Consider the following 13,809-nt stretch of genomic DNA (forward strand, 5'->3'; position numbering starts at 1 on the left):
ATCACCATGGACTCCAGGAGGAGGAATCGTCTACCACGCCGATCCCTCCTGCTGGCCACAACGCCGGAATGAACCGAAGCTTGCGCAGAATCTGGATAACGCGTTAGCGCGACCGATGGCGATACGAGTCTTTTAACAGCCAATACATTCACTGATCCGCAGCCCCCGTAACGGCGAAAATGTTACAGGGCACTCGATTCAGAACATGCTCCGTCGTACTGCCCACCCATTTGCCCAGTCCCTTGCGATGCGCATTTCCCATGACAATCACATCGGCCCGGTGATGCGCGGCAAAGTCGGCCAGCGCTTTGCCGGGCGGTCCTTCAACGAAGTGTTGTCGCTCAGTGGGCACACCGTAGTGGTCGGCCAATGCGGTAAATGCCTTTTGCAGTGACTTGCGCACCTCGCTGTTGAAACCTGGCATCGTCACTGCACCAGATCTGGCTGCATTTCTGGTAGACCTCGCTCATGCGAACGTCCCTACTTCGCCGCCCCTTCATGCGGCTTATAAAACAGAAACATCGAAGTCTCTGTGGTCTTGATGTATTCCTTGGCCCAAGCAGGTTTCACCTTCCGGTTGTGGAAATACATCGCGCCGTGGGTTCGGTCGTTCAGTTGCTTGTTGAGCGCCTTGCGCGCGATTTCCTTGGCAATCGCGTATTGGCTTTCTTCCTGGACCTGATCCGAGCGTCCATCACACCACCACGAAAACTGACAATTTTTGGTTTCAGAACCCTGCTTGACCACGGCGCATACCGTGTCCGGAAAGCCCTCATGGCCCAGGCGATTCATGACGACGCTGGCGACGGCTTCCATGTCTGCGGGTGATTTGCCTTTGGATTCCCAATAGATGGAGCGGGCCAGACAGGTGATTGCATCGTCCATGGGCGACTGCCCGGCGGGGTCGACTGCCTGAGCCTCGGATGTCGTGATGGTTTCGGACTTGGGCACCGGGACATCGGCGCCCTTCTCCGCGGCTTTCTGCTCAAGGACCTCGGCCTTGTCCTCGGCCACTTCCTTTTTTTGCTCTTGCTCAGACGCCATGGCGTGGCCGGCGAGAAGGGTTATTGCCAAGCAGGTGGCTATCCAGATAACTCGCATGATCGACCTTTCTGACGGAACCGGGGGCACGCCGCACTGGCGACTTTGCTTGATTGTAGTTGCCAAAATTCATTCCAACAGACGGACAAAAAAACTGTCTTCGGGGGTGAAAAGTCATTGCGCTCGCGGGGGTGAAATCGCGCATGATGGGCGCAGTCAGCTCAAGGGGATTTCCATGCGCTTCAAATCATCTGCTATGCGTCTTGCCACGGTGTCACTGGGGATGTTGTTCGCCATGAATGCGTTGGCGGCCGACGAGAAACAACTGATTGATTCGATCAACCTCTACCGCAGCCAGGTGCAGCGTTGTGCGGGTCAGGTATCGCAGGAACTGCCACCGCTGGCCGGCGACCCACGGCTGGCGATGAACGCCAACAGTGTCGGCAATCTGCAGCAGGCAATGGCCAGCGCGGGTTATCCGATGAAGAATGTACAGGCGATCAGCCTGTCCGGGCCGCGTGATGCGCCGTCGGCGATGAAAGCGATTCAGGAGAGTTTTTGCCAGATCGTGCTGGACCCGCAATTCGTCGATGTCGGCGTCAGCCACCAGGACCGCGAGTGGCGCATCGTGCTGGCGCGTCCACTGTTGAGCGCTCGCCTGGGCGACTGGCAGGCGGAAGGCCAAAAACTGCTGGCCGAGCTCAATATCGTACGCAGCCAGGCGCGCCAGTGCGGCACGCAATCCTTTGCCGCCGCCACGCCACTGACCTGGAACGCCGCACTGGCGACGGCGGCCGAGGAGCACGCCCGGTCGATGGCCAACAACAATTACTTCGATCACAAGGACCGCGATGGCCGCATGCCTGGTGACCGGGCTGAGCTGGCAGGCTACAGCGGCGGGCAGGTCGGCGAGAACATCGCTGCCGGCCAAGACACCGTGCGCAAGGTGGTCGATGGCTGGGTGTCCAGCGCCGGTCACTGCGCGAACCTGATGAACCCACAGTACCGGGAGTTGGGCGCGGCCTATGCGGTTGATCCGAAGAGTGATCCGGGGATTTACTGGACGGCGATGTTCGGGGCGCAGTGAGTTCGGAACGACCCATACAAAAAAACCCGGAGCCCTGTCATGGGGCTCCGGGTTTCTTTTTGCAGCGATCGTCAGTGGGTACTCATCCCGGCAACAATAGCCAGGCCAGAGGTCGTGTGAACAGGCGCATCCGACCGGTCGCTTCCCTGATTCAGGTCTTTGTTCGATACGGAGAAAGAATATGAACGGGGTTTAAATATTGTCTAATCGCTATTTACGAGCACATTATCGAGGACATCCATAACGTGTTTTTATCGTTATAAATCAGCCAGTTAATAATTAAAAAAATAACTTTCATCGCCTGAATAAATTCTTCATCGACCCTGTCGATCAGCCGGTCATTAAGAGTGATTGGACGCCCTCTAGTGTTGCTCTTAGTCTGCGCTCAACAAGTCCGTTAATAGCGCAATTTTTAACTCACGGCGAGGATGTCATGTCAGAGCGGGTCTTGATCGATGGGTTCTCCAGGCGTGTGGACTATCTGCGGATGTCTGTCACCGACCGCTGCGACTTCCGTTGCGTGTATTGCATGGCCGAAGACATGCAGTTTCTGCCCCGCCAACGGGTACTGACTCTGGAAGAGATCTATCAACTGGCCGAAAGCTTCGTCGCGTTGGGCACTCGCAAGATCCGTCTCACGGGTGGCGAACCGCTGATTCGTCCGGGGGTGGTGCAGCTGTGCGAAAAGATTGGCGCCCTGCCCGGCCTGCGCGAACTGTGCATGACCACCAATGGTTCGCAACTGGGCAAGCTCGCGGCGCCGTTGTTCGAGGCCGGGGTCAAACGGCTCAACATCAGCCTCGACAGCCTGGACCCGCAACGCTTTCGTGAACTGACGCGCACCGGTGATCTGGCGCAGGTCATCAAAGGCATCGACGCGGCCAACGCCGCGGGATTTCGCCACACCAAACTCAACTGCGTGGTGATGAAGGGCCGTAACGACCACGAGATCAACGACCTCGTGAGTTTTGCCATCGAGCGAAATCTCGACATTTCTTTTATCGAAGAAATGCCCCTGGGCACCATCAGTGAACACAGCCGCGCGGAGTCGTTTTACGCAAGCCACCAGGTACGTGAACGGATCGCCGAGCGCTACACTCTGATCGAGTCCGCCGAGTCGACCCAAGGCCCTTCGCGCTACTGGCGCCTGGCCGAGGCACCGCACATTCGTCTGGGGTTCATTTCCCCCCACAGCCACAACTTTTGCGGCACCTGCAATCGGGTTCGGTTGACGGTGGAAGGTCGTCTGCTGCTGTGCCTGGGCAATGAGCACTCCGTCGACCTCAAGGCCGTGTTGCGCAGCCACCCCGGCCATCCCGAGCGCCTGGAAAAAGCCATCATCGAGGCGATGAAACTCAAACCCTATCGGCACACTTTCGAAGTGAACGACGATGTCCAGGTGGTTCGCTTCATGAACATGACGGGCGGCTGAACACCATGATCGTTAGACCCAAACCCAATCTGATCGGCGTCCTGACGTCACTCAAGGGCTCGATCGCCAAACGAATTGCCTGGCGCAGCCTTTTAGTAACGCTGCTCGCTTCGGCCATCGTGCTCATCGAAACACTGCACCCGAGCTATTTTTCCAAGGTCAGTGCAACGCCCTTCACCTTGCTGGGTTTATCGTTGTCGATCTTCATGAGCTTTCGCAACAACGCCTGCTACGACCGCTGGTACGAAGCGCGCAAAGCCTGGGGCGACATGCTGGTGGATATTCGCTCGATGGTGCGCGAAACCCAGGTCATCAAGGACGCGGACGAGCGACAGAATATCCTCAGCAACCTCTGCGGTTTCGCCCATGCGCTCAATGCAAAACTGCGCAAGGAAAACGAACTGGCGGCCAGTGGTGAATGGTTGAACCCGATGCCCAAGGACAACGCGGCGGATATCAGCGGGGGGATTCTGCTGCAGGTCGGTCAACAGTGTTCGGCGCTCGCCGAGTCAGGCGCGATCAATGAATGGCGCTATACGCTCATGGCCAACCATTTGACCCGCCTGACCCAGGTGCAAGCGGTCTGTGAACGGATCAAACACACGCCACTGCCCTTCCCCTACACCTTGCTGCTGCACAGGACCATCTACCTGTTCTGCATTTTGCTGCCCTTCGCGATGGCCGAGCCATTGGGCTGGCTGACACCGATTTTCACCGCCATTGTCAGCTATACCTTTTTCGGCCTGGATGCGATTGGCGATGAGTTGGAAGACCCGTTCGGTCGCGATGAAAACGACCTGCCCACCGATGCACTGGTGCGCAGCGTCGAACGGGATGTGCTGGCAGCACTGGGCGTGACGCAACTGCCACCGCAGCTGGAACCGGTGGACTTTGTGCTCAGTTGATGGGCTTCAACACACACCTGTAGCAGCTGGCGAAGCCTGCGTTACGTGTTTCAGAACAGTTCGCTGAAGGGAATAAACCCAACGCACTTCACGCCTCCACCTGCACCACCTCGATCCCGAGTTTTTGATAGTCCTCGACATTGCCCGACGCCACATGACGCTCGGTGATCAGGGTATGAATGCGCTGACACGGCGCGACCACGAACGGTTCCACCGCCCCCAGTTTGTCGGCGGTGGTGACGGCAACGACATGGGAGGCGCTGGCGAGCATCGCCTGTTTGACCGGCACCTCGTCGAAATGCAGGGAGCTGATGCCGACTTCCGGGTGAATCGCGCAAACCCCGGTGAACAGCAGATCAGCCTTGATGCCCTCGATCAGCCGCAGGGTTTCATGGCCGCTGGCCGACATGGTCGCGGGGTTGAGTTGTCCGCCAGCCAGAATCACCGTGATGCCTTTGTATTCGGCCAGGGTGATCGCGATCATCGGCGAGGCAGTGACGGCCGTAATGGCAATGTCCGAAGGTAGAGAACGGGCGATCTGCAGCGTCGTGCTCCCCGAATCGAAAATCACAATCTGGCCGTTGTGTACCTGGCGTGCAGCGAGTTGCGCCAGGCGTGTTTTCACCTCATCGGTTTCGTTGACGCGGGTGAAATAGTCCTTGCCGGTATCCTTGGGCCGCGGCAATGCCCCGCCGTGCACCCGCTGCACCAGCCCGGCGGTGGCCAGCTCCGCCAGATCACGGCGGATGGTGTCTTCGGACACCGCGAAATGCTGGCTCAGCTCGCCCGCCATGACCTTGCCGTCACGTTCGAGAATCAACAGAATTTTTTGCCGACGCAGATGAGGGAGTTCGGCAGCGGAGTGTGAATCGTGCATGTTTTTGCCCGCTTTTGCGTGTAATTGCGTGTTTGTGCGAGACTAGCCACATCGCGGGATAAACACAAACCACCCAGACATCAATTCTTTCGATGATTCAAATCATGAAGCCGAATTTTTTATTTCTTTGTGACCTATTCAAGATGGCGCCATCACACATGTTTTGGATGGAAACTTCATGAATCTAAATTTTGCCTTTGCTTGCATGATCGTGGTCTCGTTCGCGATTGCGTTGGGTCACGCCTGATCAGCAGAAACCGAGGGCCATTCGCTCCCTCCTCCCTCCAGAGTCAACTCATGCTGTGTTCCCTTGTATCGAACAGCGCGCTCGTCACGCCTGAAAGGCCGGATACAACGGTGCCCTGGTGGAGCTTTACCAAAACCGTGCTCGCGGCTGCCGCGCTGTCATTGGTGCGTGACGGGTTGATCAACCTGGACGACACCGTTGCTGAAGGCCCCTTCACGCTGCGCCAGCTGCTGCGGCATGAAGCCGGGCTGGCGGATTATGGCGAGCTCGCCGACTACCACAACGCCGTGGCCCGCCATGAGACGCCCTGGTCGGCCGATGACATGCTGCAACGCCTTGATGCCAGCCGGTTGCGCTACGCACCGGGAGACGGTTGGCGCTATTCAAACGTCGGCTATCTGTTCGTCGTGCGACTGATTGAACGCGTGACGGGGCGCACGCTTGAAGCAGCGCTCACGGAGCGTGTGTTCGCCCCCCTCGGTTTATCCCGCGTACGCCTCGCCAAAACGCGAGCCGATCTGGACGGCGTGAACATGGGGAGCGCGCCATCCTACGACCCCGGCTGGGTCTATCACGGTTTACTGGTTGGCCCGCTAGAGGAAGCCACGCTTTGTCTGGACGGCCTGCTGGCCGGGCACCTTCTGCCACACCCGCTGCTGCAAGCGATGCAAACGGCACGCGTCCTCGGCGGCCCTATTCCCGGTCGCCCATGGACGTCCCCGGGCTACGGTCTCGGCCTGATGCAGGGTTTGGTCATGGGCGATCTGACGTTAAGCGGACACACCGGCGCCGGTCCGGGCAGCGTAGTGGCGGTCTATCGCTGCGTTGATGGCGAAAACGCGGCGAGTTGCGCGGTCTTTCATGAAGGCGCCAACGAAGGGGTTGCCGAAACAGAGGTGGTCGAGCGTCTGTCGGTATTCCTTGGGAAAAACCGGTAGAAAAGCCGTAACCCTTGCCAACATGGTCTATAACCAATGTCTACATGATTTGGATCACAGAACCTTGAAGGCTCCCTCGCTAAATTGATCTCTTGAAAAAAGCCGACAAGTGACTGTCCGCTAGGAGATTCCTCGCATGAAAACCCTGAAAATAGCCGCCAGTGATTCCGCGCTCAATTGTTTCCAGACCGCCCGAGAAGTGATTCCGCTCAATCAAACCGACTACACCGACGTCGCGGTTGCGGTGTTCTCTGTGGAGGATGTGATGGGGGGCGCTTTGGACGTCCTGCAGCGTACCGGTTTCGATATCCCCATTTTCCTCGTCACCTCTCCCGGTTCCGGCAACCGCGCCCGGGAAGTCTACAAGCACCTGCAAGATGTTCTGCTTCAGGTAAATGGCATTTTTGACCCCTCGCGCAACAACGCCGAATACCATGGCAACCAATTGGAGACCGCGGCAAAAGCCTATGAAGAAAGTCTCCTGCCGCCGTTCTTCGATGCGCTCAAGCACTACACCGAATCGGCCAACGCGACGTTCGCCTGCCCTGGCCACCAAGGCGGCCAGTTTTTCCGCAAACACCCGGCTGGCCGGCAGTTCTTCGACTTCTTCGGCGAGACCCTGTTTCGCGCCGACATGTGCAACGCCGACGTCAAGCTCGGCGATTTGCTGATCCACGAAGGCCCGGCACTTCTGGCGCAAAAACACGCGGCGCAGGTGTTCAACGCCGACAAGACCTACTTCGTACTCAATGGCACATCGGCCTCCAACAAGGTGGTCACCAACGCGTTGCTCACGCCTGGCGATCTGGTGCTGTTCGACCGCAACAACCACAAATCCAATCACCAGGGTGCGTTGATCCAGGCGGGGGCGACCCCGGTTTACCTGGAAACCGCGCGCAACCCTTATGGGTTCATCGGCGGGATTGACGCCCATTGTTTCGAAGAAGATTACCTGCGCGAACTCATCAGCGAAGTTGCGCCGGACAAGGCCCAACTGCCACGGCCGTTTCGCCTGGCAATCATTCAGCTGGGGACCTATGACGGCACCATCTACAACGCCAGACAAGTCGTCGATCGCATCGGCAAACTGTGCGACTACATCCTGTTTGACTCGGCGTGGGTGGGCTACGAACAGTTCATCCCGATGATGAAGGATTGCTCGCCGTTGCTGCTGGATCTGCATGAAAACGATCCCGGTATCTTTGTCACTCAATCAGTGCACAAACAGCAGGCAGGGTTTTCCCAGGCGTCGCAGGTCCACAAGAAAGATCGCCATATCAAGGGCCAGGCCCGTTATTGCAACCATGCGCAGCTGAACAACGCTTTCATGTCCCAAGCCTCTACCAGCCCGTTTTACCCGCTGTTCGCCTCACTGGATGTGAACGCGCGCATCCATTCCGGGCGCAGTGGCCTGCGCCTGTGGGAAGACTGTGTGAAGTTCGGCATCGACGCACGCAAGTTGATTCTGGAAGCGTGCACCATGATTCGCCCCTTCGTGCCGGACACCATTGACGGTCGCCCGTGGCAGGACCATCCGACCGAAGACATTGCCAACGACATCCGTTTTTTCGAATTCCATCCGAAGGATCGCTGGCATGCCTTTGGCGGTTACGCCGACAAGCAATACTTCATCGACCCCTGCAAGTTGCTGTTCACAACGCCCGGCATCGACCCGATTGATGGCAGTTACACCGACTTCGGTATCCATGCCGGCATCCTCGCCAACTTCCTGCGCGAGAATGGCATCGTTCCGGAAAAGTGCGACCTGAACTCGATTCTGTTCCTGCTCACCCCGGCCGAAGACTGGGCGAAGATGACTCATCTCGCCGCCCAGATCGCGCGCTTTGAACGCTTCATCAGTGATGACGCGCCGATGAGCCGGGTGTTGCCGGCCATCTATGCAAAACATCAGGAACGCTATCGCAACTACACCATTCGCCAACTCTGCCAGGAGATGCACGACCTCTATCGCACCCACAATGTCCAGCAATTGCAGAAGGCAATGTTCCGCAAGGAACACTTCCCGAAAAAGGCGATGAATCCGCAGGCAGCACAGTTCGAATTCATCCGTGGCAACATCGAACTGGTGGCGTTGGCGGACGCGGACGGTCGCATCGCTGCCGAAGGTGCGCTTCCCTATCCACCCGGCGTGCTCTGCGTGGTGCCCGGGGAAATATGGGGCGGTGCGGTACTCAAATACTTCCTGGCGCTGGAGGAAGGTATCAACTCACTGCCCGGCTTCACGCCGGAACTCCAGGGCGTGTATTTGAAACAGGACGGTGGTCGCATTCGAGCCTATGGGTACGTGATCAAGACGTGAGTCTTCACACCTCCAGCGGCGTTTCAGCCCGGGGTTGAGCGTGATGGCGAGTGGATATCTGCGCGAAGCCGATTATGCTTCAGGAAACCTTGCAGCGATGCGAGGCGGTCAGCCTGTGTGCATGCTTCGCGCAATCCGTAATCCGACGACATCAGCCCCAGGGCCTGGGTGCGGCAAAAAAGGTAACGAGGTACTCCGGCCTACAACAAGAACGACGGAGAAGACTCATGGCCGCAATCGACAACACTTCCACGGGCAGCGCGCCCCACCACGGGATCACCAAGGAGGAGCGCAAGGTTATTTTTGCCTCGTCCCTGGGCACCGTGTTCGAGTGGTACGACTTCTACCTTTATGGGTCTCTCGCCGCGATCATTGCCAAGCACTTCTTCGCCGGCGTCAATGAGACAACGTCCTTCATCTTCGCGCTGCTCGCGTTCGCCGCGGGCTTCGCAGTACGCCCCTTCGGCGCCATCGTTTTCGGCCGACTGGGGGACATGATCGGGCGTAAACACACCTTTCTCATCACCATTGTGATCATGGGTATCTCCACCGCCGTCGTGGGCTTTTTGCCCGGCTACGCGACCATCGGCGTGGCGGCGCCGATCATCCTGATCACCTTGCGCCTGCTGCAAGGCCTGGCCCTGGGCGGTGAGTACGGCGGCGCGGCGACCTACGTGGCGGAACATGCGCCAAAAGGCAAACGCGGCTACTTCACTTCGTGGATTCAAACCACTGCAACCCTTGGGCTGTTCCTCTCGCTGCTGGTGATCCTCGCCTGCCGCACGGTCCTCGGCACCGAAGCGTTTGAGGCCTGGGGCTGGCGGATTCCGTTCCTGCTGTCGATCCTGCTGCTGATCGTCTCGGTGTACATCCGCCTGCAACTCAGCGAGTCGCCGGTGTTCCTGAAAATGAAGGCTGAAGGCAAGTCCTCCAAGGCACCGCTGACCGAATCCTTCGCCCGCTGGGAAAACCTCAAGATCGTGATCATGGCTTTGCTCGGCGGCACTGCCGGCCAGGCCGTCGTCTGGTACACCGGGCAGTTCTATGCGCTGTTCTTCCTGCTGCAGACGCTGAAGATCGAAGCGCAGACCGCCAACTTGCTGATTGCCGGCTCTCTGCTGATCGGCACGCCGTTCTTCGTCATATTCGGCAGTCTGTCCGACCGTATCGGCCGCAAAGGGATCATCATGGCCGGCTGCATCCTGGCGGCAGTGACCTACTTCCCGATCTTCCATGCCTTGACCCAATACGGTAACCCCGACGTATTCATCGCGCAGGAGAAGAACCCGGTCACGGTGGTCGCCGATCCCGACCAGTGCTCGTTCCAGTTCGACCCGGTGGGCAAGGCCAAATTCACCAGCTCCTGCGACCTCGCCAAGACCGTGCTGGCAAAGCGGGCCATCCCCTATAAAAACGTGAAGGCCGAGCCGGGTACCGTTGCGCAAGTGCGCATCGGCGACAAAGTGATCCCGAGCTTCGAAGGCACCGGCATGCCGGCCGCCGACTTCAAGCCCAAGAACGACGCCTTCGCCGCCACCCTCGGCACCGCGCTCAAGGACGCCGGCTACCCCGAGAAGGCCGACCCGGCCAAGACCAACTACCCGATGATGGTGCTGCTCCTGACCATCCTGGTGATCTACGTGACCATGGTCTACGGCCCGATCGCCGCCTGGCTGGTGGAACTGTTCCCGGCGCGCATTCGCTACACCTCGATGTCGCTGCCCTACCACATCGGCAACGGCTGGTTCGGCGGCTTTCTGCCCACGGTGGCGTTTGCCATGGTCGCGGCCACGGGTGATATCTACTACGGGCTGTGGTACCCGATTGTCATCGCTGTGATGACGGCCATTCTGGGCACGTTCTTCCTGCCGGAAACCAAGGATCGGGAAATTCATCACCAATAAGACTGGCAGCCGCCCTCTCTCGTATGGGAGAGGGCCATCCAGAGACGATCAGACGGTCTACGCTCATCCGGATGACTTCGGGGTTCCTTCCCCGTGCACCGAGGGGGCACCGTTATGATCCGCATCCTGTTAAGCGCTTTTATCCTGCTTGCGCTCAGCATCCCGGCACAGGCCGGGGTAACGCCATTTCCTGCCACCTTTCGTGTTCAGGACATCCCGGTCGAAGGCGTCACGCTCCATGTGCGCGTCGGCGGCAAGGGGCCCGCCGTGGTGCTGCTGCATGGCTTCGGCGACACCGGCGACATGTGGGCGCCACTGGCCGCCGATCTGGCCAAGGATCACACCGTCGTCGTGCCAGACCTGCGCGGCATGGGCTTGTCGTCGATCCCGGACAGCGGCTACGACAAGAAGACCCAGGCGGGTGACATCCGTGCGCTGTTGGCAGCGCTGGGTATCGAACACTCGGTGGTCATCGGCCACGACATCGGCACCATGGTCGCCTTCGCCTACGCCTCGCGCTATCCGCAGCTGACCGATCGCCTGGTGGTGATGGATGCGCCCGTGCCGGGCATTCCGCCCTGGAACGACATTGTCCGCTCACCGATGCTGTGGCACTTCGACTTCGGCGGAGCGGATGCCGAACGCCTGGTCGCCGGTCGTGAGCGCATCTACCTGGACCGGTTCTGGAACGAGTTCGCGGGCGACCCCACCAAGGTGGATGAAGCCACCCGTCAGCATTACGCCAAACTCTATGCCCGCCCCGGCGCCATGCACGCAGCCTTCGCCCAGTTCCGCAGCATTCGTCAGGACGCGGTGGACAACGAAGCGTCGATGGCGACGCGGCTGACAATGCCGGTGCTGGCCGTCGGTGGGGAAAAATCCTTTGCGGAGAATGAAGCGATCGTGATGCGCAATGCAGCGGACTCGGTGACGCAGGTGGTCATTCCAGGGGCGGGACATTGGCTGATGGAGGAAGCGCCAACGCAGACCATTCGAGCGATTCGCGACTTTATCGCGCAGTAACGCAACTCGCACTGTGTAGCAGCTGGCGAAGCCTGCGTTCGGCTGCGGAGCAGTCGTGATGTCAGGCAACGCGATGATTCAGGAAAACCGTGTGCACAGGTTTTACGACTGCTCCGCAGCCGAACGCAGGCTTCGCCAGCTGCTACACAGTCCGGGGCACAATTGTCTATTTGTTCGGCTCATCAGGAACGCAACACGCCAATTGCCCGCCGGTATTTTTCAACGCGTTCCAGGTCTTCCCACGACGGCTGAGCGATCCGCGACAAGTCGCTGTTCTCCTCCAGATCCGCCAGTTTCACCACCCGGCCTATCGGGTTCTGCGCTGCGCGTTCGACGAAGGCTTCATAGGACTCACCCGCCACTTTAGTGACCGACTCGATGGCGGTCAGAACGGCTTCGCTGAAGCCTTCCTTGCGCAGGTCATCAAGGCTGATGCCGCAGTCCTCGACCACGTCATGCAGCACCGCGACGATGCGTTCTTCCAGCGTCGTGACCCGCAGCATGACTTTCAACGGATGCAGGATGTAAGGGCTTCCGCCCTTATCGACCTGGCCTTCGTGCGCAGCGGCGGCGATGGCAATGGCGCGTTCCAGTGTCTGGCTCATGTCGTTCTCCCTTGGGTAATCGGCGGTCGCATTGGAGCTCGCCGCAATGACCGTGAAAATCCGGGTTCAACCCAACAGATGCTGTGAGATGAGTTTGGAAATCTCGACCATCGACGTCCTCCCGGTAAACTCAAACTTCACTCTGCCCAGCGCCGAGAAGTAGATTTCCAGCTCAGAATCCAGGTCGAAGGTGCCCGAGGTTTCCACGGAGTAAGCGACGATGTTTTTGTAAGGTAACGAAGTGAAGTCTTTTTTGCTTCCGGTGATGCCTTGCACGTTCACCGCGATGATTCGTTTATTGGTAAACACCACGCCGTCGCGCATGGATTTATAGGCATCAATGACCTGCTCGCCGTCCAGCAGCAGTGCGGTGACTCGCTCCGCGTATTCGTTGTTTTGCTTGAGTTTGAAAAAGCCTTTGTTGTTGAAATCGATCATCCGCCATCCCCTTCCTTAAAGAGTGTTCCCTGGATTGCCAGCGCGTGGCGCGGCGAGCATACCATCGGGCCTGCGCTTTTTGCGCCCCCTCCCACAGCTGAAAAACCAATGGAACCCCGTGCCTCATCGCGTTTTCGAAACCCTATCAGCGCTGATCTTTGATCAAACAAGGACAAGATCAGCACAGCGCTGAGTATTCCGAACAATGCTCAGGTCACTACGTATTACTACGGCGCTGAGCATTTGAGTCAGGCGAAAATTGATTGCGAGTCGGGTGGAGGTCACTGGAAAGCGCAGTAGCCCGCCAGCAGCGTTGGCTAACCCTTAACAGCCGCTTCAATCGCAGCGATGTCGATCTTTCCCATCTCCATCATGGCGTCGAAGGCGCGCTTGGCCGCTGCTTGATCAGGATGGGTGATCGCGGCGCTCAGAACGCGTGGTGTGATCTGCCATGACACGCCCCACTTGTCCTGGCACCAGCCGCATACATTTTCGTGGCCACCATTTCCCACAATCGCGTTCCACAAGCGGTCCGTTTCGGCTTGGTCGTCGGTCGCAACCTGGAACGAAAAAGCCTCGTTGTGCTTGACCCCCGAGCCCCCGTTCAGTCCGAGGCAAGGGATGCCCATCACCGTGAACTCGACCGTCAGGACATCGCCCTGCTTGCCTGCCGGATAGTCGCCGGGCGCGCGAAGGACAGCTCCCACAGCGCTGTCCGGGAAGGTTTCGGCGTAGAACGTCGCAGCGTCCAGCGCGGTGCCGTCGTACCACAGACAAATCGTGTTTTTGCTGATCATCTTGGTTCTCCAGAATCGGAATGGGTACGTGCATTCTGGTACGGATACGCCTTTCGTGCACCTTGGAGGTAGAAAACGCCAAGCGATCACCTAAGCTTTAAGGGGAGATTTTGCGCTGCTGCAAATTGATAGCAGCACGCTATGGAACACGCTCCATTAACGTGATTTCCACGGACTGAAATCCAAGTCATTTGG

12 protein-coding genes and 1 pseudogene are annotated in these 13,809 nt (G+C 58.6%); 7 read left to right on the forward strand and 6 right to left on the reverse strand.

Going from position 1 to position 13,809, the window contains the following annotated elements; translation table 11 throughout:
- Window positions 1–148: 148 nt before the first annotated feature.
- A pseudogene (locus tag ABH912_RS07305) lies at window positions 149–445 on the reverse strand (universal stress protein); the annotation flags it as partial.
- A 35-nt stretch (window positions 446–480) separates the two neighbouring features.
- On the reverse strand, window positions 481–1,101 hold the full coding sequence (locus ABH912_RS07310; protein WP_046055935.1) for a cell wall hydrolase: 621 nt from the start codon (window positions 1,099–1,101) through the stop codon (window positions 481–483).
- 175 nt (window positions 1,102–1,276) lie between these two features.
- Between ABH912_RS07310 and ABH912_RS07315 the strand changes: the two genes are divergently transcribed.
- The 3 genes from ABH912_RS07315 (at window position 1,277) to ABH912_RS07325 (ending at window position 4,465) form a co-directional block, all read left to right on the forward strand.
- Entirely contained in the window at window positions 1,277–2,128 is an 852-nt protein-coding gene (locus ABH912_RS07315; RefSeq protein ID WP_429510222.1) for a CAP domain-containing protein, read from the forward strand.
- Window positions 2,129–2,561: 433 nt separating this feature from the next.
- Window positions 2,562–3,560, forward strand: a complete 999-nt coding sequence (gene moaA, locus ABH912_RS07320; RefSeq protein ID WP_429510223.1) for a GTP 3',8-cyclase MoaA — start codon at window positions 2,562–2,564, stop codon at window positions 3,558–3,560.
- Window positions 3,561–3,565: 5 nt separating this feature from the next.
- Complete coding sequence (locus tag ABH912_RS07325) at window positions 3,566–4,465, forward strand: bestrophin family protein (protein ID WP_429510224.1); 900 nt, start codon at window positions 3,566–3,568, stop codon at window positions 4,463–4,465.
- A gap of 88 nt (window positions 4,466–4,553) precedes the next feature.
- Here the strand turns inward: ABH912_RS07325 and ABH912_RS07330 are convergent, their stop codons facing one another.
- Entirely contained in the window at window positions 4,554–5,342 is a 789-nt protein-coding gene (locus ABH912_RS07330) for a DeoR/GlpR family DNA-binding transcription regulator (RefSeq protein ID WP_033054416.1), read from the reverse strand.
- 297 nt (window positions 5,343–5,639) lie between these two features.
- On the opposite strand from ABH912_RS07330, the gene ABH912_RS07335 reads away from it, so the two are divergent.
- The 4 genes from ABH912_RS07335 (at window position 5,640) to ABH912_RS07350 (ending at window position 11,774) form a co-directional block, all read left to right on the forward strand.
- Entirely contained in the window at window positions 5,640–6,527 is an 888-nt protein-coding gene (locus ABH912_RS07335) for a serine hydrolase domain-containing protein (protein ID WP_429510225.1), read from the forward strand.
- A 136-nt stretch (window positions 6,528–6,663) separates the two neighbouring features.
- Entirely contained in the window at window positions 6,664–8,847 is a 2,184-nt protein-coding gene (gene speF, locus ABH912_RS07340; RefSeq protein WP_429510226.1) for an ornithine decarboxylase SpeF, read from the forward strand.
- A gap of 227 nt (window positions 8,848–9,074) precedes the next feature.
- Window positions 9,075–10,751, forward strand: coding sequence for an MFS transporter (locus tag ABH912_RS07345; protein ID WP_033054413.1), 1,677 nt, complete (start codon window positions 9,075–9,077; stop codon window positions 10,749–10,751).
- A gap of 114 nt (window positions 10,752–10,865) precedes the next feature.
- On the forward strand, window positions 10,866–11,774 hold the full coding sequence (locus tag ABH912_RS07350) for an alpha/beta fold hydrolase (protein WP_429513067.1): 909 nt from the start codon (window positions 10,866–10,868) through the stop codon (window positions 11,772–11,774).
- Window positions 11,775–11,956: 182 nt separating this feature from the next.
- On the opposite strand, the gene ABH912_RS07355 is transcribed toward ABH912_RS07350, so the two are convergent.
- The 3 genes from ABH912_RS07355 to ABH912_RS07365 form a co-directional block, all read right to left on the reverse strand.
- A complete protein-coding gene (locus ABH912_RS07355) occupies window positions 11,957–12,379 on the reverse strand; it encodes an HD domain-containing protein (RefSeq protein ID WP_033054411.1) in 423 nt (140 codons plus the stop codon).
- Window positions 12,380–12,445: 66 nt separating this feature from the next.
- The gene (locus tag ABH912_RS07360; protein WP_046049313.1) at window positions 12,446–12,817 is read right to left on the reverse strand and encodes a PH domain-containing protein; all 372 of its coding nucleotides are present in this window, start codon (window positions 12,815–12,817) and stop codon (window positions 12,446–12,448) included.
- Window positions 12,818–13,134: 317 nt separating this feature from the next.
- Entirely contained in the window at window positions 13,135–13,614 is a 480-nt protein-coding gene (locus tag ABH912_RS07365) for a VOC family protein (protein ID WP_033054410.1), read from the reverse strand.
- Window positions 13,615–13,809 lie beyond the last annotated feature (195 nt).

This window comes from Pseudomonas sp. BT76 TE3572 (genome assembly GCF_050435365.1).
GTDB lineage: Bacteria > Pseudomonadota > Gammaproteobacteria > Pseudomonadales > Pseudomonadaceae > Aquipseudomonas > Aquipseudomonas fluorescens_W.

Bases quoted from the DNA above. Each gene is read 5' to 3' on its own strand.
- ABH912_RS07325 (WP_429510224.1), top strand. From the start codon at position 3,566: ATGATCGTTAGACCCAAACCCAATCTGATCGGCGTCCTGACGTCACTC.
- speF (WP_429510226.1), top strand. From the start codon at position 6,664: ATGAAAACCCTGAAAATAGCCGCCAGTGATTCCGCGCTCAATTGTTTC.
- moaA (WP_429510223.1), top strand. From the start codon at position 2,562: ATGTCAGAGCGGGTCTTGATCGATGGGTTCTCCAGGCGTGTGGACTAT.
- ABH912_RS07345 (WP_033054413.1), top strand. From the start codon at position 9,075: ATGGCCGCAATCGACAACACTTCCACGGGCAGCGCGCCCCACCACGGG.
- ABH912_RS07310 (WP_046055935.1), bottom strand. From the start codon at position 1,101: ATGCGAGTTATCTGGATAGCCACCTGCTTGGCAATAACCCTTCTCGCC.
- ABH912_RS07365 (WP_033054410.1), bottom strand. From the start codon at position 13,614: ATGATCAGCAAAAACACGATTTGTCTGTGGTACGACGGCACCGCGCTG.
- ABH912_RS07335 (WP_429510225.1), top strand. From the start codon at position 5,640: ATGCTGTGTTCCCTTGTATCGAACAGCGCGCTCGTCACGCCTGAAAGG.
- ABH912_RS07330 (WP_033054416.1), bottom strand. From the start codon at position 5,342: ATGCACGATTCACACTCCGCTGCCGAACTCCCTCATCTGCGTCGGCAA.
- ABH912_RS07360 (WP_046049313.1), bottom strand. From the start codon at position 12,817: ATGATCGATTTCAACAACAAAGGCTTTTTCAAACTCAAGCAAAACAAC.
- ABH912_RS07350 (WP_429513067.1), top strand. From the start codon at position 10,866: ATGATCCGCATCCTGTTAAGCGCTTTTATCCTGCTTGCGCTCAGCATC.
- ABH912_RS07315 (WP_429510222.1), top strand. From the start codon at position 1,277: ATGCGCTTCAAATCATCTGCTATGCGTCTTGCCACGGTGTCACTGGGG.
- ABH912_RS07355 (WP_033054411.1), bottom strand. From the start codon at position 12,379: ATGAGCCAGACACTGGAACGCGCCATTGCCATCGCCGCCGCTGCGCAC.